Below are 17636 nucleotides of genomic sequence, written 5' to 3'. Positions count from 1 at the left end.
TTTCCATCAGCGAGGAGCAGCCATGAGCACCAGCAACCGACTCATCATCTTTGACACCACCCTGCGCGACGGCGAGCAATCGCCGGGCGCCTCCATGACGCGCGAGGAAAAGCTGCGCATCGCCAGGCAGCTCGAGCGCATGAAGGTCGACGTGATCGAAGCCGGCTTCGCCGCCGCCTCGCAGGGCGATTTCGAGTCGATACGGGCGATTGCCGGCGCCGTGCGCGAATCGACGATCTGCTCGCTGTCGCGCGCCAACGACCGCGACATCGCCCGCGCCGCCGAAGCGCTGGCGCCTGCCGAGCGCAAGCGCATCCACACGTTCATCGCCACCTCGCCCCTGCACATGCAGATGAAGCTGCGCATGACGCCCGAGCAAGTCTTGCTGCAGGCGCAAAACGCCGTGCGCTACGCGCGCCAGTTCACGGACGATATCGAATTCAGCCCCGAAGACGGCAGCCGCTCCGACGAGGATTTTCTGTGCCAGGTGCTCGAAGCCGTGATTGCCGAGGGCGCCACCACGATCAATTTCCCCGATACGGTGGGCTACGCCGTGCCTGAAATCTTCGGCAACACCATCCGCCGCTTGCGCGAACGCATACCGAATTCCGATAAGGCCATCTGGTCTGTGCATTGTCATAACGACCTGGGCCTGGCCGTGGCCAATTCGCTGGCCGGCGTCATGATAGGCGGCGCGCGGCAGATCGAGTGTACCGTCAATGGCCTGGGCGAACGGGCCGGCAATACGGCGCTGGAAGAAGTGGTGATGGCGCTGCGCACGCGCGCCGCCTATTACAATCTGACCGTGGGCATTGATACGACGCAAATCGTCGCCGCCTCGAAAATGGTGTCGCAGATCACGGGCTTCGCCGTGCAGCCGAACAAGGCCGTCGTGGGCGCGAACGCCTTTGCGCACGCGTCCGGCATCCACCAGGACGGCATATTAAAGGCGCGCGAGACGTATGAAATCATGCGCGCCGAAGACGTGGGCTGGACGGCCAACAAGATCGTGCTGGGCAAACTGTCGGGGCGCAACGCCTTCAAGCAGCGCCTGCAGGAGCTGGGTATCGCGCTGGAATCGGAGGCGGAAGTCAACGCGGCCTTCATCCGCTTCAAGGAGCTGGCCGACCGCAAATCCGAGATTTTCGACGAAGACATCATGGCCCTCGTCAGCGAGGAGCAGCAGGCGCAGGAGAGCGAGCACTACCGTTTCATTTCCCTGGCGCAGCAGTCGACGACGGGCGCCGTGCCCCATGCGCGCGTGGAGTTTCTTGTCGGCGGCGAGCAGCGCAGCTGCGAGGGGCGTGGCGACGGGCCCGTCGACGCGACCGTCAACGCCATCGAAAGCGCGGTTGCCAGCGGCGCGGAACTGGTCTTGTTCTCCGTCAATGCCATCAGCACGGGCACGCAGTCGCAGGGCGAGGTGACGATGCGCCTGTCGCGCGACGGGCGCATCGTCAACGGCGTGGGCGCCGACCCGGACATCATCGTCGCCTCGGCCAAGGCGTATTTGTCGGCCTTGAACAAACTGCATGCCAAGGATGAGCGCATCGATCCGCAGCCGTAGGAAGGACGCCTGATGAAACCTGCTGCGCGTCGCGCTTTGCGGCCGGCGATGCTCGCCGCCTCGGCGGCCCCGTGTCTAGCACGGCTGCGCTTCCTGGCCGAAAGGGGACGCCGAGCCTCACTGCCGCTCGCCACGGTTTTATCAGGCGTCGTTCCGCCGGTAATGGTTTACCAGAAGAAGCGGCGCTCTTCCTTGGCCGGATCGGGGCCGTTCATCATCATGCGCACGATGCCGTCATGGTCGAAGTGCACATGCATCATGGAATCCCACACGCCCGATTCCTTGTAGCGGTAGGACCAGACGTAGAGCCTGGGCAGCGGCAAATAGGATTTTTCCGTCGGGCGGCCCAGCGTCTGCAGCACGTCCTGCTGCGTCGACACGCCCACCTTGATGCGGGCAAAGCCCGGCGTGTCGAGCACTTGCTCATAGGAAATCAATCTGTCGTCGGGGCCGAAGCGGGCCATGTACGTATATTGGCCATACGGACCCGTCGCGTATTCGAGTTCCGGGCCCGTGGGCAGCTGGTAGACGGCCGTGGGCCGGCCCAGGCGCGCTTCCACGGCGGCGCGCGCTTCGCCCGGCTGCGGCGGCGGCGCGTTCCAGCTGGCGCAGCCGGCCAGCGCGGCCAGCAGCACGGCTGTTGCTAATTTGAGCAGTTTTTTCATGTTTGTCCTCCTGAAATGCGGGAAAATCCTATCATGCGCCGAGAAAAGCCCGCACGGCAGGATACAGGCGGGCATTTTTCCGATATACTTGCGCGTCTGGTTGGAAGCATAGGCCAGTATTTTAATAATCGTAGTTCACGGTGGATAGGGTTCAGACTCTGTGCACCGCATGTGAAAGGTTTATCATGACAGTAGAAAACATCAACAAAGCCGCTATCATCGCGGACAACGCACGTGGTCAAAACGACACCGGCTCCCCTGAAGTGCAAGTTGCACTGCTGACAGCTCGCATCAACGAACTGAACGGCCACTTCAAAGCCCACTCGAAAGATCACCACTCCCGCCGCGGCCTGATCATGATGGTCAACCGTCGTAAGAGCCTGTTGTCCTACCTGAAGGCTAAAGACGCTACCCGTTATCGCGACCTGATCGCTAAACTTGGTCTGCGCAAGTAATTTTTGCCGTACAAGGTTTATACAGAAATGCCTGCGCCAGTTCGCTGACGCGGGCATTTTGTCATTTGAATTCCGGATTTATGTCGAGAAGTACAGTATTCTCTACCGACATCATGTTTTAAAAGTAAAGTAGCAAAGGTGGCAACAAGTAAAGGCAGCATTTTTACGCCGCCTGTGGTGAGGTGAACGACAGCCCCTGAAAATCTGTCGGCAATTAGAAAAGGGATACCCCATGTTTAACAAAGTTACGAAAACCTTCCAGTACGGTCAACATCAGGTGACCCTGGAAACCGGCGAAATCGCACGTCAGGCATCCGGCGCAGTGCTGGTGTCGATCGAAGATACCGTCGTTCTGGCAACGGTGGTGGCACGCAAAGATGCCAAGCCAGGCCAGGATTTCTTCCCTTTGACGGTTGATTATGTCGAGAAAACTTATGCTGCCGGTAAAATCCCGGGCGGTTTTTTCAAGCGCGAAGGCCGTCCTTCCGAAAAAGAAACACTGACATCGCGTCTGATCGACCGTCCTATCCGTCCGCTGTTCCCGGAAGGCTACCTGAATGAAGTGCAAGTCATCATTCACGTGCTGTCGGTCAACCCGGAAATCGATCCGGACATCGCCGCCATGATCGGCGCATCGGCCGCCCTGTGCGTCTCGGGCGTGCCTTTCAACGGTCCTATCGGCGCCGCGCGCGTCGGTTACGCGAACGGCCAGTACATCCTGAACCCGACCGTCCAGCAACTGAAAACGTCGCAGATGGACCTGGTTGTCGCCGGTACCGAAACGGCCGTGCTGATGGTCGAATCGGAAGCGCAGCAGCTGTCCGAAGAAATCATGCTGGGCGCCGTGGTCTTCGGCCACGATCAGATGAAAGTCGTCATCGACGCGATTCACGACCTGGTGCGTGACGGCGGCAAGCCGGAAGTGGAATGGGCGCCTGCGCCGAAGAACGAAGCACTGATCGCCCGCGTCGCGCATTTCGCCAACGCCAAGATCAATGATGCATATCAAACCAAGGACAAGCAGGAACGCACGGCCAAGCTGAAGGCGGCAACGTCGGAAGTGCTGGCCGACCTGTCGGCCGAAGCGGCTGCCAACGGCGGCGCGGCGATCGACAGCGCGGAAGTGAACAACATCCTGTTCGACATCGAAGCCAAGATCGTGCGCACGCAGATCCTGGACGGCGAGCCGCGCATCGACGGCCGCGACACGCGCACCGTGCGTCCGATCTCGATCCGCACCAGCGTGCTGCCACGCACCCACGGTTCGGCCCTGTTCACGCGCGGCGAAACGCAGGCGCTGGTCGTCGCTACCCTGGGCACCGCCCGCGACAGCCAGAAGATCGATGCGCTGATGGGCGAGTTCACCGATTCGTTCATGCTGCATTACAACATGCCTCCGTTCGCCACCGGCGAAACGGGCCGCGTCGGTACGCCGAAGCGCCGCGAAATCGGCCACGGCCGCCTGGCCAAGCGCGCGCTGATCGCCGCCCTGCCGGCAGCTGAAGAGTTCAGCTACTCGGTGCGCCTGGTATCGGAAATCACGGAATCGAACGGTTCCTCGTCGATGGCCTCCGTCTGCGGCGGCTGCCTGGCGCTGATGGACGCCGGCGTGCCGATGAAAGAGCACGTGGCCGGCATCGCCATGGGCCTGATCAAGGAAGGCGGCAAGTTTGCCGTGCTGTCCGACATCCTGGGCGACGAAGACCACCTGGGCGACATGGACTTCAAGGTAGCCGGTACCCGCAACGGTATCACGGCGCTGCAGATGGACATCAAGATCATGGGCATCACCAAGGAAATCATGCAAGTGGCGCTGGCGCAAGCCAAGGAAGGCCGCGAGCACATCCTGGGCGAAATGCAAAAAGCCATGCCGCACGTCAAAACCGAACTGTCCGATTTCGCACCGCGTCTGATCACCATCAAGATCAACCCGGAAAAAATCCGTGACGTGATCGGCAAGGGCGGCGCCGTGATCCGCGCGCTGACCGAAGAGACGGGCACCCAGATCGACATCAGCGACGAAGGCGTGGTCACCATCGCGTCCGTCGACGCTGCCGCCGGCCAGGAAGCCAAGCGCCGCATCGAAGAACTGACGGCCTCCGTCGAAGTGGGCAAGACCTACGAAGGCACCGTGCTGAAACTGCTGGACTTCGGCGCCATCGTGCAAGTCATGCCAGGCAAGGACGGCTTGCTGCACATCTCGCAGATCGCCAACGAGCGCGTCAACGCCGTGGCCGACTACCTGAAAGAAGGCCAGCTGGTGCGCGTCAAAGTGCTGGAAACGGACGACCGCGGCCGCCTGAAGCTGTCGATGAAAGCTGCTGAAGGCAACGAAGCGCCAGCCGCTTAAGTTCGCCTGACGGCGGCCTGGTCCGCCACCCCAAAAACCGCCGGCGCGCAAGCCCTGGCGGTTTTTTTATGCGTATCGTTTGCGCTGCATCGAAGGCACGCGCTTGGCGGCGCGCCTGTTTGCCTGCGCCTTGATGCAGGTCGCGTCAGCGTATTGCGCTCCTTGTAGATTCGTACGGGTTCCTTCCCCGTTCGCCACTTCCAAGGAGATGCAGCATGCTGAAACCCTACTGCCTGGCCGCCGCCTTCCTGATCGCGCTTGCCCCCGGCGCCTGGGCGCAGGCCGACGACAATCCCACGCCGGTGCCGCTGCCGATACCGATCGCCGCCGCCTCCACGGCCATGCCGGCGCAGGATATCGACGCCTTGCGCGCCGTGCATGCGCGTGAAATCAATGACCTCAGCACTTTCAGGACGGCGGGCTTGCCGCGCGAAGCTATCGACTCCTATCTCGATAGCGGGGCAGGGCAGCAATTTCTGCGCGAACTGCGCGCGGCCGATCCTGCCGCGCCGGCCGACACCATCTATGCGCGCGCGGTCGAGCAGCTGGCCTCGGGCAGCACCTTGCCGGCCCTGCAGCCGATGGCTGCCGCGCTGGTAAAAATCGTGCCGCACGGCCAGAACGTATCGCCATACTCGCCGTATTTCACCACCAGCACGCAGTTGCAGCTGGCGTCGGGCCAGTGCGCCAGCCTGGCCGACTGTTTCGGCCTGCCCCTGAAGAGCGAGGCGCCGCTGTATGATGTGTATCAGATCATGCCGAAGGGAACTGTCAACGTGTTCGTCAGCCAGGTGGCTCCCACGGAAGAGCTGGGCGGCCTCGTGCGGCACCGGGGCGGGGCGCAACAGTACTTGTTGCCAAATCGTAACTTGTGGTCGGTGCCCGTGCTGATCGGCACGATCAAGAACTGAGGAGGCATGATGGATCAGCAGCGCTTGCGAATGCGTGCCGCGGAACTGGAACAGTTGCTGGCGTGCCTGGCGCCCGCCGATGGTGAGGTGGCCGAGCTGCGCGGCGCGCTCGAGCCGCTGCTGGCGCTGGCGGGCAGCGGCGCCTTGAGCGTGCCGCTGCCGTGGGGCGATATCCCCGGCGGACGCTATTTTACGGAAGGCGGCTTGCGCCAGTACCCTGAGCTGGAGCAGGCATTTGCGCGCTTTCGCCTCGAGGCGACGGGTGGCGAATCGCCGGCCCTGCGCAAGCTGCGCGGCGAGATGTAGTTAATGGGTTTAGTTAATATATGGTATCAATTGTTGTTTATGGGTAATCGACTGTTAGTATTGCTTGACGACAAAATCTTATTCCCTGACCATGGCGCATCCCTTCCCCTTTCCTCTTTTTTTATCGGGTGCACCATGTTGTCCTCTCTTAAGGCGCGGCTGATCGCCATCGCTGTCTCTACCGTCGTGCTGGCCATGCTGGCCGTCGCCATCGCCAATTTCTATACCACGCGCTCAAGCACCCTGGCCGCGCTCGACACGCAGATGCTGCAGCTGTCGCACAGCCATGCGCAGGCGATCGCCGAATGGCTGCGTTCCAAGCAAGCCGTCGTGGGTTCGCTCAAGCAGGGCGCGCAGGCGGCCGATCCGCTGCCGGCCCTGAAGGCGGCCGAGCAGGCCGGCACGTTTGACATGGCTTACATCGGTTTTGCCGACAAGCACGCTGTGTTTTCGCAGGAGCGCAAGCGTGCCGCCGACTACGATCCCACGGCGCGCCCGTGGTACAAGCTGGCGTCCGAAACGGGCGGCCCCATCATCACGGCGCCGTATATCGGCGCCAGCACGGGCAAGCTGGTGGTGACGTTTGCCGAGCCGCTGGGCGGCAAGGGCAGCGTGACGGGCGTGATGGCGGCCGACGTGATGATGGATGCGGTCGTGCAAAACGTCGCCTCGATCAAGCCGACGCCAGCGAGCTACGGCTTTCTCGTCGATGGCGGCGGCAAGATCATCGCCCACCCGGACACCAAACTGACCTTGAAGCCGCTGTCCGAACTCGATGCTGGCCTGAGCGCACAGGCGCTGGGCAATATTGAAAAGAGCGGCGAAGGCGCGGCCATCCGCCTGGACGGGCGCGCAGGCATCTTGCACGTGAGTAAAGTGCCAGGCAGCGACTGGCTGCTGGCTACCGTGCTGGACCGGGCTGAATCGACGCAGGCCCTCAGTTCCATGCTGCGCGCCTCGGCCCTGACGGCCCTGCTGGTGCTGGCCCTGGCCGCCGCGGTGCTGAGCGCCCTGGTGGCGCGTGCCCTGCGCCGCCTGGGCCTGGTGCGCGATGCCATGGAAGCCATCGCCACGGGCGACGGCGACCTGACCAGCCGTCTCGACGCGGAAGGCACGGACGAGCTGGCCCAGATCGCCAAGGCCTTCAATCTGTTCGTCGAAAAGATCGCCACCGTGCTGGTGCAGATCCGCAGCATCAGCACCCTGGTGCGCAGCGAGTCGGCCGATATTGCGGCCGGCAATGCCGACCTGTCCTCGCGCACGGAAGCGCAGGCGGGCGCCCTGGAAGAGACGGCCAGCTCGATGGATGAGCTGACGTCGACCGTCAAGCAGAATGCGGAAAACGCGCATGCGGCCAACGAGCTGGCCGTGTCCGCCTCGGAAGTGGCGGCCAAGGGCGGGCGCGTGGTGCAGCAGGTGGTGGGCACCATGGCCGGCATCCAGGAAAGCTCGCGCAAGATCGTCGACATCATCGGCGTGATCGACGGCATCGCCTTCCAGACGAATATCCTGGCCCTGAACGCGGCCGTCGAGGCGGCGCGCGCGGGCGAGCAGGGCAGGGGCTTTGCCGTGGTGGCGTCGGAAGTGCGCAACCTGGCGCAAAGGTCGGCCGGCGCGGCCAAGGAAATCAAGGAATTGATCGGCGACTCGGTGGAAAAAGTCGATGCCGGCGGCCGCCTTGTCGACGAGGCGGGCCAGACCATGGATCAGGTGGTGGCCTCGGTGCAGCAGCTGACCACCATCATGAGCGAGATCACGGTGGCCAGCCGCGAACAGAGCGCCGGCATCGGCGAGATCAATACGGCCGTCACGCACATGGATACCATGACGCAGCAGAATGCCGCCCTCGTCGAGCAGGCGGCCGCCGCGGCGGAAAGCCTGCAGGAGCAGGCCGTTGACCTGGCGCAAGCGGTCGGCATGTTCCGCCTCGGCGATGCCGGCCCTGCCGCGGCCCCCGCGCCCGTGGCGCGCCTGAAGGCGAAGCCGCCCGCATCGGTTCCACGCGCGCTGGCCCGCGTGCTGGCGCCGGCCAAGCCCGTCAAGGCGGCCAAGTCCGGCGCCGACGAGTGGGAAGAGTTTTAAGCTGCTATCGTAGCGATCTGTGCGTTCGTCCGCGTTTTTGTCAGGCCAGCCTGCCAAAAATGCAGTTCGTCGCAATCGGCGTGCCTGGCGGGGGCGGTATGGCTATAGTGACACCATACCGCAAGCCCACTGCCAGACACCCGAGGAGAACAACATGAACGTCGCTAAAAACATGGAAATCATTGCCGTTGCCGCCGCCATCGTGCTCGGCGCCGGCTGCTACGCCATCGCCCCGGCCGCCCCGGCCCTGCAAGTGGCCAGTTCCACGGCCACCCTGGCCACGCCAGCCGGCAAGGCGGCCATGCAAGTGGTGGTGGTCAAGGCCAGGCGCCTGAGTGCCGCCGAAAAAGCCCGTTTTGCATAAGACACCCGTCAAGGCCTACTGCGCGTCGCGATTTGCGGCTTCCGATGCTCACTGTGCATTCGCACAGTTCCGCTTCTCGGGCCAACGGGGGCGCCGAGCCTCACTGCCGCTCGCTACGGTTTTGTCGGGCGTCAAAGTCATTGTCAGCAATTTTCGGCGCTGCTACAGTGGCAGCCAGTGGCAATGCGCGCGCGTCCCATGAGGGCGCCGCGACACATAAAAACAAGATACCGAGGATGCAATACATGAAAAAGATACTGCAACTGGCGTTGCTGTTCCTGGCGACACTGGGCCTGGTGCGCGGCGTGGCCGCCGAGACCCGTTTGCTGGAAATGCGCAACGTCGACGCCCGCGTGGTACGCGTCAAGCTCGACGGCGTGATGGAAGTGCGCATCCGCCAGGGCAGCGTGCCGTCGCTGAGCATCACGGCCGACAAGCGCTACATCGCCGACGTCAGCACGGCGCAAAGCGGCGATACCCTGCACATCGAAACGGAAGTGCGCGGCTTCAAGATCAACCCCGCATCGATCCGCGCCGACCTCGTCCTGCCGAACTTGCGCGAACTCAGCTCCGAAGGTTTCGGCAGCACGGATATCACGGGCTTTACGGGCGAGGAGCTGACCCTGTCGCTGGAAGGGGCGGGCAGCATCAAGCTGGTGGGCGATTACCGCAGGCTCAACGCCACGCTGGGCGGCGTGGGCAGCATGCAGCTCTGGATCGGCAACAATGAGCGGGCCGAGCTGGACTTGCAGGGTGCCGGTTCCGTGGTGCTGGGCGGGCGCGGGCGCTTGCTGAAGGCCAGCCTCGGCGGCCTGGGCAGCCTGAACGCGCAGCAGTTCGAAGTCGATGCCGTCAACCTGGAATTGAGTGGCCTGGGCAATGCCACGGTGAATGCCCATACGAATGCCAGGCTGAACCTGAGCGGACTCGGTTCGGTGGTGGTGTACGGCAAGCCGGCCAACCGCGACGTCAGCGTCGAGGGCCTGGGCAAGGTGAGCTGGAAGTAAGCAAGCGCAGCCAGGCCTAGCTGTCCTTGGGCTGGATAAGAAAAAGCAGTGAGACTACATCCCATTCCGATGAAAAAACTGATCATTACACTACTCATGCTGTTGGCGATACAGCTGCCCGCGCGGGCCGGCTTCGTCGAAGGCGCCAGCGCCTACAACAACAAGAATTATGCGCTGGCCTACAAGGAAATATTGCCCCTTGCCAAGACCGGCAACGTCGATGCCCAGCATTTGCTGGGCTTGATGTATTACATGGGGCGCGGCTTGCCGCAGGATTACAAGCAAGCCATGTTCTGGCACCGCAAGGCGGCCGAGCAGGGCAAGGCCGACGCCCAGTACGTGGTGGGCGCCATGTATTACACAGGCAACGCGGTGCTGCAGGACCACAAGCAGGCCGTGGGCTGGTTCCGCAAGGCGGCCGAGCAGAATCATGCCGAGGCGCAACAGGTGCTGGGCCTGATGTACCGCTATCACATGGGCGGCGTGCAGCAGGATAATGTCATCGCCTACATGCTGTGGAACCTGGCGGCCGCGAATGGCAACGCGAACGCGGCCGACCAGCGCGCCGCCGTGGTGCGCAAGATGACGCATGAGCAGGTCGAGGAAGGGCAGGCCCTGTCGGCGAAATGGAAGCCGGGCACGCCCTTGCCGCGCCAGTCGAAAACGGGCGGTGTCTGAGCGATCAAGTAGCGGCCTGCAAGGGGCGGCGGCTTGGCGTACAATCGCCGTTTTCCCTTGAAAGTGTCCCGCCATGCGTGCAGTTGCCATCAGCCAGCCAGGTCCCGCCGACGTATTGCAGATCGCCGAGCGTCCCGTTCCCGCTTTCAAGACGGGCGAACTGCTGATCAAGGTGCATGCGGCCGGCATCAACCGTCCCGATGTGCTGCAGCGCCTGGGCAAGTATGCGCCGCCGGCCGGCGCCTCGGACCTGCCTGGCCTGGAGGTGGCGGGTGAAATCGTCGATGGCGATTTCACCGGCACGGCGTTCAGGAAGGGCGACCTGGTCTGCGCGCTGGTGCAGGGCGGCGGCTATGCCGAATATTGCGCCGCGCCTGCCGGCCAGTGCCTGCCCTTGCCCAAGGGCTTGACGGCGCTGGAAGGCGCGTCCCTGCCCGAGAACTTCTTTACCGTGTGGAGCAATGTCTTCGACCGCTGCGCGCTGGCCGATGGTGAAACCCTGCTGGTGCAGGGCGGCACGTCCGGCATCGGCGTGGCGGCCATCCAGCTGGCGGCCGCTCTGGGCCACCGCGTGTTCGCCACGGCGGGCAGCGACGAGAAGGCGCGCGCCTGCGAGGCGCTGGGCGCCGAGCGCGGCATCAATTACCGCACGGAAGATTTCGTTGCCGTCGTCAAGGAATTGACCGATGGCAAGGGCGTCGACGTCATCCTCGACATGGTGGGCGGCGACTACCTGCCGCGCGAAATCGATTGCCTGGCCGACGATGGCCGCATCGGCCTCATCGCCGTGCAGGGCGGCAGCAAGGCCACTCTTGACCTGGGGCAAGTGCTGCGCCGCCGCCTGAGCGTCAGCGGCTCGACCCTGCGCCCCCGTCCCGTCGCCTTCAAGGCCGCCATCGCCAGCCACCTGCGCACGACCGTCTGGCCGCTGATCGAGGCGGGCAAGATCAAGCCCGTGATCTATCAAACTTTCCCGCTGGAAAAAGCTAGCGAGGCCCATGCCTTGATGGAAGCGAGTACGCACGTGGGCAAGATCATGTTGCAAGTTGCCTGAAACGGGGCACTGCCTGTTTGACCGGCATCGGTGCCGGAGTTAGAATGACGGGTTATTAAGAATTTAGGCTACTATGCGTCGCAAACTCGTCGTCGGAAATTGGAAAATGAACGGCAGTCGCACCACGAACGCGGTGTTATTGTCTGAAATAGTGGCTGGCTTGAGCGCCTCTGGCGCCGCCGGCGCCGTCTGCGTGCCCGCGCCCTATCTGGCGCAGTGCCAGGCGCAATTGGCAGGCTCGGCCCTTGGCTGGGGCGCGCAGGATGTTTCCGCGCACGCCAGCGGCGCCTATACGGGAGAGATTTCGGCCGCCATGCTGCAGGATTTCGCCTGCGGCTACGTGGTGATCGGGCATTCCGAGCGCCGCGCCTACCATGGCGAGAGCGATGCCCTGGTGGCGGCCAAGACGGTTGCCGCGCTGGCGGCAGGCATCACGCCTATCGTTTGCGTCGGTGAAACCCTGGCGCAGCGCGAGGCGGGTCAGACCGACGCCGTCGTGACGCAGCAGCTGGGCGCTGTGCTGGCGGCCATTTCCGCCGACGACGTGGCGAAACTGGTGCTGGCCTATGAGCCGGTCTGGGCCATCGGCACGGGCAAGACGGCCACGCCGCAAATGGCGCAGGACGTGCATCAGGTATTGCGCGCCCAGCTGGCGGCAAAGAATGCGGCAGCGGCCGCCGGCGTGCAGATCCTGTACGGCGGCAGCATGAAGCCGGAGAACGCAAAAGAATTGATGGCGATGCCGGATATCGATGGCGGTCTGATCGGTGGGGCGGCATTGAAGGCGGCGGATTTCCTGGCAATTATTCACGCCGCCGATTGAATTACTTTAAACTAAGAATGGAATTGCAATGAACATGATGTTCAATCTGGTAGTAGTGGTACAGGTTATTTCGGCATTGTCGATTATCGCGCTGGTGTTGCTGCAGCACGGCAAGGGCGCCGACATGGGCGCCGCGTTTGGTTCGGGCGCCTCGGGCAGTCTGTTCGGTGCGACGGGTTCGTCGAACTTCATGTCGAAGTCGACGGGCGTCGCCGCCGCGATCTTCTTCGGCGCCACGCTGGCCCTGTCGCTGATGGCCAACCAGCGCGCTACCACGGTAGGCGGCGGCGTGATGGATAAAGTCGTCAAGCCAGTGCCAGTCACCGGCGCGGGCGCAATCCCGACGACGGTGCCGGCGCCGGCAGCGCCGGCAGCAAGCACGCCGGCCGCTGCGGCGCCGGTTGCCAGCACCCCGGCTGGCGCGATTCCCAAGTAAGTGGCGGGATATCGAGAGTAATTCTCATTACGGGCAGATTATTGCTCAATGTTTCAGCAGCGCGGCAGGAAAAAATCGTGACGCGCTGGAAGATGTAAAAATTTATCGTTTTTATCTGTGTTTTGATGCATTTGTGCATTAACTTTAGCGCCAAAGCAGAGTAGAATACGGGCCTTACCGCCGACGTGGTGAAATTGGTAGACACGCTATCTTGAGGGGGTAGTGGCGAAAGCTGTACGAGTTCGAGTCTCGTCGTCGGCACCAGAAATCAGAAGCCAGCAACGGCGCACGAGCCATGGCTCGTACAAAGTTGCTGGCTTTTTTTACGAGGATGTGTCGTTCGATCCTGGTCTTAGCTTTGATTGGGGTCGTGCGTTAGATACGCTGCAAATGATCGCAGCGTCCTCATTTAACCGATCGTTCAATATAAGCTTATCAATCGTGAACCTCGAAAATTACTTCCCCGTCCTGCTGTTCATTATTATCGGCCTCGGTGTCGGTATCGCTCCCCAGCTCCTGGGGCGCCTGTTGGGTCCTAACAAGCCTGACGCAGCAAAACTCTCCCCGTACGAATGTGGCTTTGAAGCATTCGAAGACGCGCGCATGAAATTCGATGTGCGCTACTATCTGGTCGCAATCCTGTTTATTTTGTTCGATCTGGAAACGGCATTCTTTTTCCCATGGGGCGTTGCAATGCGCGACCTGGGCTGGGCCGGTTTCGTCACGATGATGGTGTTCATCGCTGAATTCGTGGTCGGATTTTGGTACATTTGGAAGAAAGGTGCCCTTGACTGGGAATAAGCCATGGCTATTGAAGGCGTATTAAGCGAAGGTTTCATCACCACCTCGGCCGACAAGCTGATCAACTGGGCGCGCACCGGGTCTATGTTCCCGATGACGTTCGGTCTGGCCTGCTGTGCGGTCGAAATGATGCATGTGGGCGCAGCCCGCTACGATATGGACCGTTTCGGCGTCGTGTTTCGTCCGTCGCCGCGTCAGTCCGACGTCATGATCGTTGCCGGCACCCTGTGCAACAAGATGGCGCCGGCCCTGCGCAAGGTCTACGACCAGATGGCAGAGCCACGCTGGGTCATCTCGATGGGTTCCTGCGCCAATGGCGGCGGGTACTACCATTATTCCTACTCCGTGGTGCGCGGCTGCGACCGCATCGTGCCCGTCGACGTGTATGTGCCTGGCTGTCCTCCGACCGCTGAAGCCTTGCTGTACGGCATCATGCAGTTGCAGAACAAGATCAAGCGTACCAGCACGATCGCACGCTAACCGGGCCGCTTCAGATTATGACAACACATTTAGAAGTTTTGCAAAACGCCCTCGGCACTGCCCTGGGCGATCGCGTTAGCACGACCGTTGCTCTGGGCGAAGTCACCTTGCAGGTCAAGGCCGGGGACTACCTGGCCGTGATGCAGACCCTGCGCGACGATCCGACCCTGCATTTCGAGCAACTGATCGATCTGTGCGGCGTCGATTACTCGACCTATGGTGATGGCAGCTGGGATGGCCTGCGTTATGCGGCCGTTTCGCATTTGCTGTCGGTCAAGCACAACTGGCGCGTGCGCGTGCGCGTGTTCGCGCCCGACGACGACATGCCGCTGCTGCCTTCCGTGGTGGGCATCTGGCGCGCCGTCAACTGGTACGAGCGCGAGGCGTTCGACCTGCTGGGCATCCTCTTCGAAGGCCACAACGACTTGCGCCGCCTGCTGACCGACTACGGTTTCATCGGCCATCCGTTCCGCAAGGACTTCCCCGTCTCCGGCTATGTCGAGATGCGCTACGACCCGGAACAGAAGCGCGTGATTTACCAGCCCGTGACGATCGAGCCGCGGGAAAACGTGCCGCGCGTGATCCGCGAAGAACATTACGGGATGAAATAATGGCTGAGATTAAGAACTACACCCTGAACTTTGGGCCGCAGCATCCGGCCGCGCACGGTGTGCTGCGCCTGGTGCTGGAGATGGATGGCGAAGTCATCCAGCGCGCCGACCCGCATATCGGCCTGCTGCACCGCGCCACCGAGAAGCTGGCCGAGCAGAAGACCTACCTGCAATCCGTGCCGTACATGGACCGTCTCGACTATGTGTCGATGATGTGCAATGAACACGCGTACGTGATGGCCATCGAAAAGATGCTGGGCCTGGAAGTGCCGCTGCGCGCGCAATACATCCGCGTCATGTTCGACGAGATGACGCGCATCCTGAACCACCTGATGTGGCTCGGCACGCACGCGCTGGACGTCGGCGCCATGGGCCCGTTCCTGTATTGCTTCCGCGACCGCGAAGACTTGTTCGATGCCTACGAGGCAGTGTCGGGCGCGCGCATGCACGCGGCCTACTACCGCCCGGGCGGCGTGTACCGCGACCTGCCGGACGCGATGCCGCAGCACAAGGCGTCGATCATCCGCAACGCCAAGGCGATTTCCAAGCTGAATGAAAACCGCCAGGGCTCCCTGCTGGACTTCATCGAAGACTTCGCGCGCCGCTTCCCGAACTCGGTGGACGAGTACGAAACCCTGCTGACCGACAACCGTATCTGGAAACAGCGTACCGTCGGCATCGGCGTGGTCTCGCCGGAAGATGCGCTGGCCATGGGCTTTACGGGCGCCATGCTGCGCGGCTCGGGCGTGCAGTGGGACTTGCGCAAGAAACAGCCGTACGAAGTGTACGACCTGATGGATTTCGACATTCCTATCGGCACCAACGGCGATTGCTACGACCGCTACCTGGTCCGCGTGGAAGAGCTGCGCCAGTCGAACCGCATCATCAAGCAATGCGTGGAGTGGCTGCGCAACAATGAAGGTCCTGTCATGACCAGCAACCGCAAGGTGGCGCCTCCGGGCCGCGTCGACATGAAGACCAACATGGAATCGCTGATTCACCACTTCAAGCTGTTCACGGAAGGTTTCCACGTGCCGCCAGGCGAGGCCTACAGCGCCGTGGAACATCCGAAGGGCGAGTTCGGCGTGTACCTGGTGTCCGATGGCGCCAACAAGCCGTACCGCATGAAACTGCGCGCGCCAGACTACGCCCACTTGCAGTCGCTCGACGAAATGGCGCGTGGGCACATGCTTGCCGACGCCGTGACCATCATCGGGACGCAAGATATCGTGTTCGGCAGTATTGACCGCTAAGAGGCAAAAAGTATGTTGTTATCAGAGCAATGCTATAAGAAAATTGACCGCGAGCTGGCCAAGTACCCGGCCGACCAGCGTCAGTCGGCCGTCATGGCCGCGCTGGCCCATGCCCAGGATGAACTGGGCTGGCTGGCGCCGGAAACCATGAAGGAACTGGCCGACTACATCGGCATGCCGGCCATTGCCGTGCAGGAAGTGGCCACGTTCTACAATATGTACAACGTGAAACCCGTGGGCAAGCACAAGATCACCGTGTGCACCAACCTGCCATGCGCCCTGTCGGGCGGCGTGCGCGCTGCTGAGTACCTGAAGCAGAAACTGGGCATCGATTTCCGCGAAACCACCGCTGACGGCCAGTTCACCCTGGTCGAGGGCGAGTGCATGGGTGCTTGCGGCGATGCGCCGGTCTTGCTGGTCAGTAATAAAACCATGTGCAGCTGGATGTCGAACGAGAAAATCGACGCCATGCTGGAGGAACTCAAGAAATGACGTCACTCCACAACCGCCATATCGATCCATTGATCCTGAAGGATCTGGATGGCAAGAACTGGCATTTGCAAGATTATGTGAACCGCGGCGGCTATTCGGCCCTGCGGCGTATCCTGGAAGAGAAAATCACGCCGGAACAGATCATCGCCGACCTCAAGGCTTCGTCCTTGCGCGGCCGTGGCGGCGCGGGTTTCCCTACCGGCTTGAAGTGGAGCTTCATGCCGCGCCAGTTCCCGGGCCAGAAATACCTCGTCTGCAATACAGATGAAGGCGAACCGGGCACTTTCAAGGACCGCGACATCATTCGTTACAATCCCCATGCCCTGATCGAAGGCATGGCCATTGGCGCTTATGCGATGGGCATCACCGTCGGTTATAACTATATCCACGGTGAAATCTTCCAGGAATACCTGCGTTTCGAGGAAGCGCTGGAAGAGGCGCGCGCCGCCGGCTTCCTGGGCGACAAGATCATGGGCAGCGAGTTCTCGTTCCAGTTGCATGCGCACCATGGTTATGGCGCCTACATCTGCGGCGAAGAAACGGCCCTGCTCGAATCCTTGGAAGGCAAGAAAGGCCAGCCGCGCTTCAAGCCGCCTTTCCCGGCCTCGTTCGGCCTGTACGGCAAGCCGACGACGATCAACAACACGGAAACCTTCGCGGCCGTGCCTTTCGTGCTGAATATTGGCCCAGAGAAATATCTGGCCATGGGCAAGCCGAACAACGGCGGTTCGAAGATCTTCTCGATCTCGGGCGACGTGGAAAAACCGGGCAACTACGAAGTGCCGCTCGGCACCCCGTTTGCGACCCTGCTGGAACTGGCAGGCGGCATGCGCGGTGGCAAAAAGATCAAGGCCGTGATCCCTGGCGGTTCGTCCGCTCCGGTGATCCGCGGCGACATCATGATGCAGACCGACCTGGACTACGACTCGATCGCGAAAGCCGGTTCGATGTTGGGTTCGGGCGCCGTCATCGTGATGGACGAAACACGCTGCATGGTAAAGGCGCTGGAACGCCTGTCCTACTTCTACTTTGAAGAATCGTGCGGCCAGTGTACGCCTTGCCGTGAAGGCACAGGCTGGATGTACCGCATGGTGCACCGCATCGAGCAGGGGCAGGGTCGTCCAGACGACCTGGACATGCTCAACTCGATCGCCGACAACATCCAGGGCCGCACCATTTGCGCGCTGGGCGATGCGGCTGCCATGCCGGTACGGGCCTTCATTAAGAATTTCCGTGAAGAATTTGAATATCATATCGAGCACAAGCATTGCTTAGTGCCCGCATATATCTAAGCTGCGTCA

General features: G+C 62.0%; 19 protein-coding genes and 1 tRNA gene. 19 read left to right on the top strand and 1 reads right to left on the bottom strand.

Annotated elements, in window-relative coordinates:
- Nucleotides 1–22 precede the first annotated feature (22 nt).
- Complete coding sequence (locus CBW50_RS15850) at nt 23–1567, top strand: 2-isopropylmalate synthase (RefSeq protein WP_086146448.1); 1545 nt, start codon at nt 23–25, stop codon at nt 1565–1567.
- A 167-nt stretch (nt 1568–1734) separates the two neighbouring features.
- Here the strand turns inward: CBW50_RS15850 and bamE are convergent, their stop codons facing one another.
- The gene (gene bamE / locus CBW50_RS15845; RefSeq protein ID WP_086146447.1) at nt 1735–2232 is read right to left on the bottom strand and encodes an outer membrane protein assembly factor BamE; all 498 of its coding nucleotides are present in this window, start codon (nt 2230–2232) and stop codon (nt 1735–1737) included.
- Nucleotides 2233–2417: 185 nt separating this feature from the next.
- Here bamE and rpsO point away from each other — a divergent pair, with 185 nt between their 5' ends.
- The 18 genes from rpsO (at nt 2418) to nuoF (ending at nt 17627) form a co-directional block, all read left to right on the top strand.
- On the top strand, nt 2418–2687 hold the full coding sequence (rpsO, locus tag CBW50_RS15840) for a 30S ribosomal protein S15 (RefSeq protein WP_010399743.1): 270 nt from the start codon (nt 2418–2420) through the stop codon (nt 2685–2687).
- A gap of 232 nt (nt 2688–2919) precedes the next feature.
- Nucleotides 2920–5037 (top strand): polyribonucleotide nucleotidyltransferase, encoded by a 2118-nt coding sequence (pnp, locus tag CBW50_RS15835; RefSeq protein WP_086146446.1) that lies wholly within the window; start codon nt 2920–2922, stop codon nt 5035–5037.
- A gap of 215 nt (nt 5038–5252) precedes the next feature.
- The gene (locus tag CBW50_RS15830; protein ID WP_086146445.1) at nt 5253–5948 is read left to right on the top strand and encodes a hypothetical protein; all 696 of its coding nucleotides are present in this window, start codon (nt 5253–5255) and stop codon (nt 5946–5948) included.
- Nucleotides 5949–5978: 30 nt separating this feature from the next.
- Complete coding sequence (locus CBW50_RS15825) at nt 5979–6254, top strand: hypothetical protein (RefSeq protein WP_216356362.1); 276 nt, start codon at nt 5979–5981, stop codon at nt 6252–6254.
- A gap of 135 nt (nt 6255–6389) precedes the next feature.
- Nucleotides 6390–8336 carry a methyl-accepting chemotaxis protein gene (locus CBW50_RS15820; RefSeq protein WP_172404780.1) on the top strand — a complete coding sequence of 649 codons (1947 nt, stop codon included), beginning with the start codon at nt 6390–6392 and terminating at the stop codon, nt 8334–8336.
- A 154-nt stretch (nt 8337–8490) separates the two neighbouring features.
- Complete coding sequence (locus CBW50_RS15815; RefSeq protein WP_086146444.1) at nt 8491–8700, top strand: hypothetical protein; 210 nt, start codon at nt 8491–8493, stop codon at nt 8698–8700.
- A gap of 245 nt (nt 8701–8945) precedes the next feature.
- A complete protein-coding gene (locus CBW50_RS15810) occupies nt 8946–9707 on the top strand; it encodes a DUF2807 domain-containing protein (RefSeq protein WP_086146462.1) in 762 nt (253 codons plus the stop codon).
- 69 nt (nt 9708–9776) lie between these two features.
- The gene (locus CBW50_RS15805) at nt 9777–10385 is read left to right on the top strand and encodes a tetratricopeptide repeat protein (protein ID WP_086146443.1); all 609 of its coding nucleotides are present in this window, start codon (nt 9777–9779) and stop codon (nt 10383–10385) included.
- A 73-nt stretch (nt 10386–10458) separates the two neighbouring features.
- Nucleotides 10459–11439, top strand: a complete 981-nt coding sequence (locus CBW50_RS15800) for an NAD(P)H-quinone oxidoreductase (RefSeq protein ID WP_086146442.1) — start codon at nt 10459–10461, stop codon at nt 11437–11439.
- 73 nt (nt 11440–11512) lie between these two features.
- Complete coding sequence (tpiA, locus tag CBW50_RS15795; protein ID WP_086146441.1) at nt 11513–12262, top strand: triose-phosphate isomerase; 750 nt, start codon at nt 11513–11515, stop codon at nt 12260–12262.
- 28 nt (nt 12263–12290) lie between these two features.
- Nucleotides 12291–12698 carry a preprotein translocase subunit SecG gene (gene secG / locus CBW50_RS15790; protein ID WP_086146440.1) on the top strand — a complete coding sequence of 136 codons (408 nt, stop codon included), beginning with the start codon at nt 12291–12293 and terminating at the stop codon, nt 12696–12698.
- Nucleotides 12699–12877: 179 nt separating this feature from the next.
- A tRNA-Leu gene (locus CBW50_RS15785) sits at nt 12878–12962 on the top strand.
- A 177-nt stretch (nt 12963–13139) separates the two neighbouring features.
- Entirely contained in the window at nt 13140–13499 is a 360-nt protein-coding gene (locus tag CBW50_RS15780) for an NADH-quinone oxidoreductase subunit A (RefSeq protein WP_010399734.1), read from the top strand.
- Between the two features lie 3 nt (nt 13500–13502).
- Nucleotides 13503–13979, top strand: coding sequence for an NADH-quinone oxidoreductase subunit B family protein (locus tag CBW50_RS15775; protein ID WP_010399733.1), 477 nt, complete (start codon nt 13503–13505; stop codon nt 13977–13979).
- 17 nt (nt 13980–13996) lie between these two features.
- Nucleotides 13997–14590 carry an NADH-quinone oxidoreductase subunit C gene (locus CBW50_RS15770; protein ID WP_086146439.1) on the top strand — a complete coding sequence of 198 codons (594 nt, stop codon included), beginning with the start codon at nt 13997–13999 and terminating at the stop codon, nt 14588–14590.
- Complete coding sequence (locus CBW50_RS15765) at nt 14590–15843, top strand: NADH-quinone oxidoreductase subunit D (RefSeq protein WP_010399731.1); 1254 nt, start codon at nt 14590–14592, stop codon at nt 15841–15843. The genes CBW50_RS15770 and CBW50_RS15765 overlap by 1 nt, the downstream gene beginning before the upstream one ends.
- A 12-nt stretch (nt 15844–15855) precedes the next feature.
- Entirely contained in the window at nt 15856–16335 is a 480-nt protein-coding gene (nuoE, locus tag CBW50_RS15760; protein WP_035820520.1) for an NADH-quinone oxidoreductase subunit NuoE, read from the top strand.
- Nucleotides 16332–17627, top strand: a complete 1296-nt coding sequence (gene nuoF / locus CBW50_RS15755; RefSeq protein ID WP_010399729.1) for an NADH-quinone oxidoreductase subunit NuoF — start codon at nt 16332–16334, stop codon at nt 17625–17627. Before nuoE ends, nuoF begins: the two co-directional genes overlap by 4 nt.
- The last annotated feature ends 9 nt before the right edge of the window (nt 17628–17636 follow it).

This window comes from Janthinobacterium sp. GW458P, assembly GCF_002127585.1.
In the GTDB taxonomy this organism is placed as follows: Bacteria; Pseudomonadota; Gammaproteobacteria; order Burkholderiales; family Burkholderiaceae_D; genus Janthinobacterium.
This window is presented reverse-complemented; position numbering and strand designations above follow the sequence as displayed.

What these genes read in the sequence shown, in the direction of transcription:
- CBW50_RS15820 (WP_172404780.1), top strand. Translation starts at nt 6,390, where the DNA reads ATGTTGTCCTCTCTTAAGGCGCGGCTGATCGCCATCGCTGTCTCTACC.
- CBW50_RS15850 (WP_086146448.1), top strand. Translation starts at nt 23, where the DNA reads ATGAGCACCAGCAACCGACTCATCATCTTTGACACCACCCTGCGCGAC.
- CBW50_RS15815 (WP_086146444.1), top strand. Translation starts at nt 8,491, where the DNA reads ATGAACGTCGCTAAAAACATGGAAATCATTGCCGTTGCCGCCGCCATC.
- secG (WP_086146440.1), top strand. Translation starts at nt 12,291, where the DNA reads ATGAACATGATGTTCAATCTGGTAGTAGTGGTACAGGTTATTTCGGCA.
- CBW50_RS15770 (WP_086146439.1), top strand. Translation starts at nt 13,997, where the DNA reads ATGACAACACATTTAGAAGTTTTGCAAAACGCCCTCGGCACTGCCCTG.
- CBW50_RS15765 (WP_010399731.1), top strand. Translation starts at nt 14,590, where the DNA reads ATGGCTGAGATTAAGAACTACACCCTGAACTTTGGGCCGCAGCATCCG.
- CBW50_RS15830 (WP_086146445.1), top strand. Translation starts at nt 5,253, where the DNA reads ATGCTGAAACCCTACTGCCTGGCCGCCGCCTTCCTGATCGCGCTTGCC.
- nuoE (WP_035820520.1), top strand. Translation starts at nt 15,856, where the DNA reads ATGTTGTTATCAGAGCAATGCTATAAGAAAATTGACCGCGAGCTGGCC.
- nuoF (WP_010399729.1), top strand. Translation starts at nt 16,332, where the DNA reads ATGACGTCACTCCACAACCGCCATATCGATCCATTGATCCTGAAGGAT.
- CBW50_RS15805 (WP_086146443.1), top strand. Translation starts at nt 9,777, where the DNA reads ATGAAAAAACTGATCATTACACTACTCATGCTGTTGGCGATACAGCTG.
- rpsO (WP_010399743.1), top strand. Translation starts at nt 2,418, where the DNA reads ATGACAGTAGAAAACATCAACAAAGCCGCTATCATCGCGGACAACGCA.
- CBW50_RS15800 (WP_086146442.1), top strand. Translation starts at nt 10,459, where the DNA reads ATGCGTGCAGTTGCCATCAGCCAGCCAGGTCCCGCCGACGTATTGCAG.
- tpiA (WP_086146441.1), top strand. Translation starts at nt 11,513, where the DNA reads ATGCGTCGCAAACTCGTCGTCGGAAATTGGAAAATGAACGGCAGTCGC.
- CBW50_RS15775 (WP_010399733.1), top strand. Translation starts at nt 13,503, where the DNA reads ATGGCTATTGAAGGCGTATTAAGCGAAGGTTTCATCACCACCTCGGCC.
- bamE (WP_086146447.1), bottom strand. Translation starts at nt 2,232, where the DNA reads ATGAAAAAACTGCTCAAATTAGCAACAGCCGTGCTGCTGGCCGCGCTG.
- pnp (WP_086146446.1), top strand. Translation starts at nt 2,920, where the DNA reads ATGTTTAACAAAGTTACGAAAACCTTCCAGTACGGTCAACATCAGGTG.
- CBW50_RS15825 (WP_216356362.1), top strand. Translation starts at nt 5,979, where the DNA reads ATGCGTGCCGCGGAACTGGAACAGTTGCTGGCGTGCCTGGCGCCCGCC.
- CBW50_RS15810 (WP_086146462.1), top strand. Translation starts at nt 8,946, where the DNA reads ATGAAAAAGATACTGCAACTGGCGTTGCTGTTCCTGGCGACACTGGGC.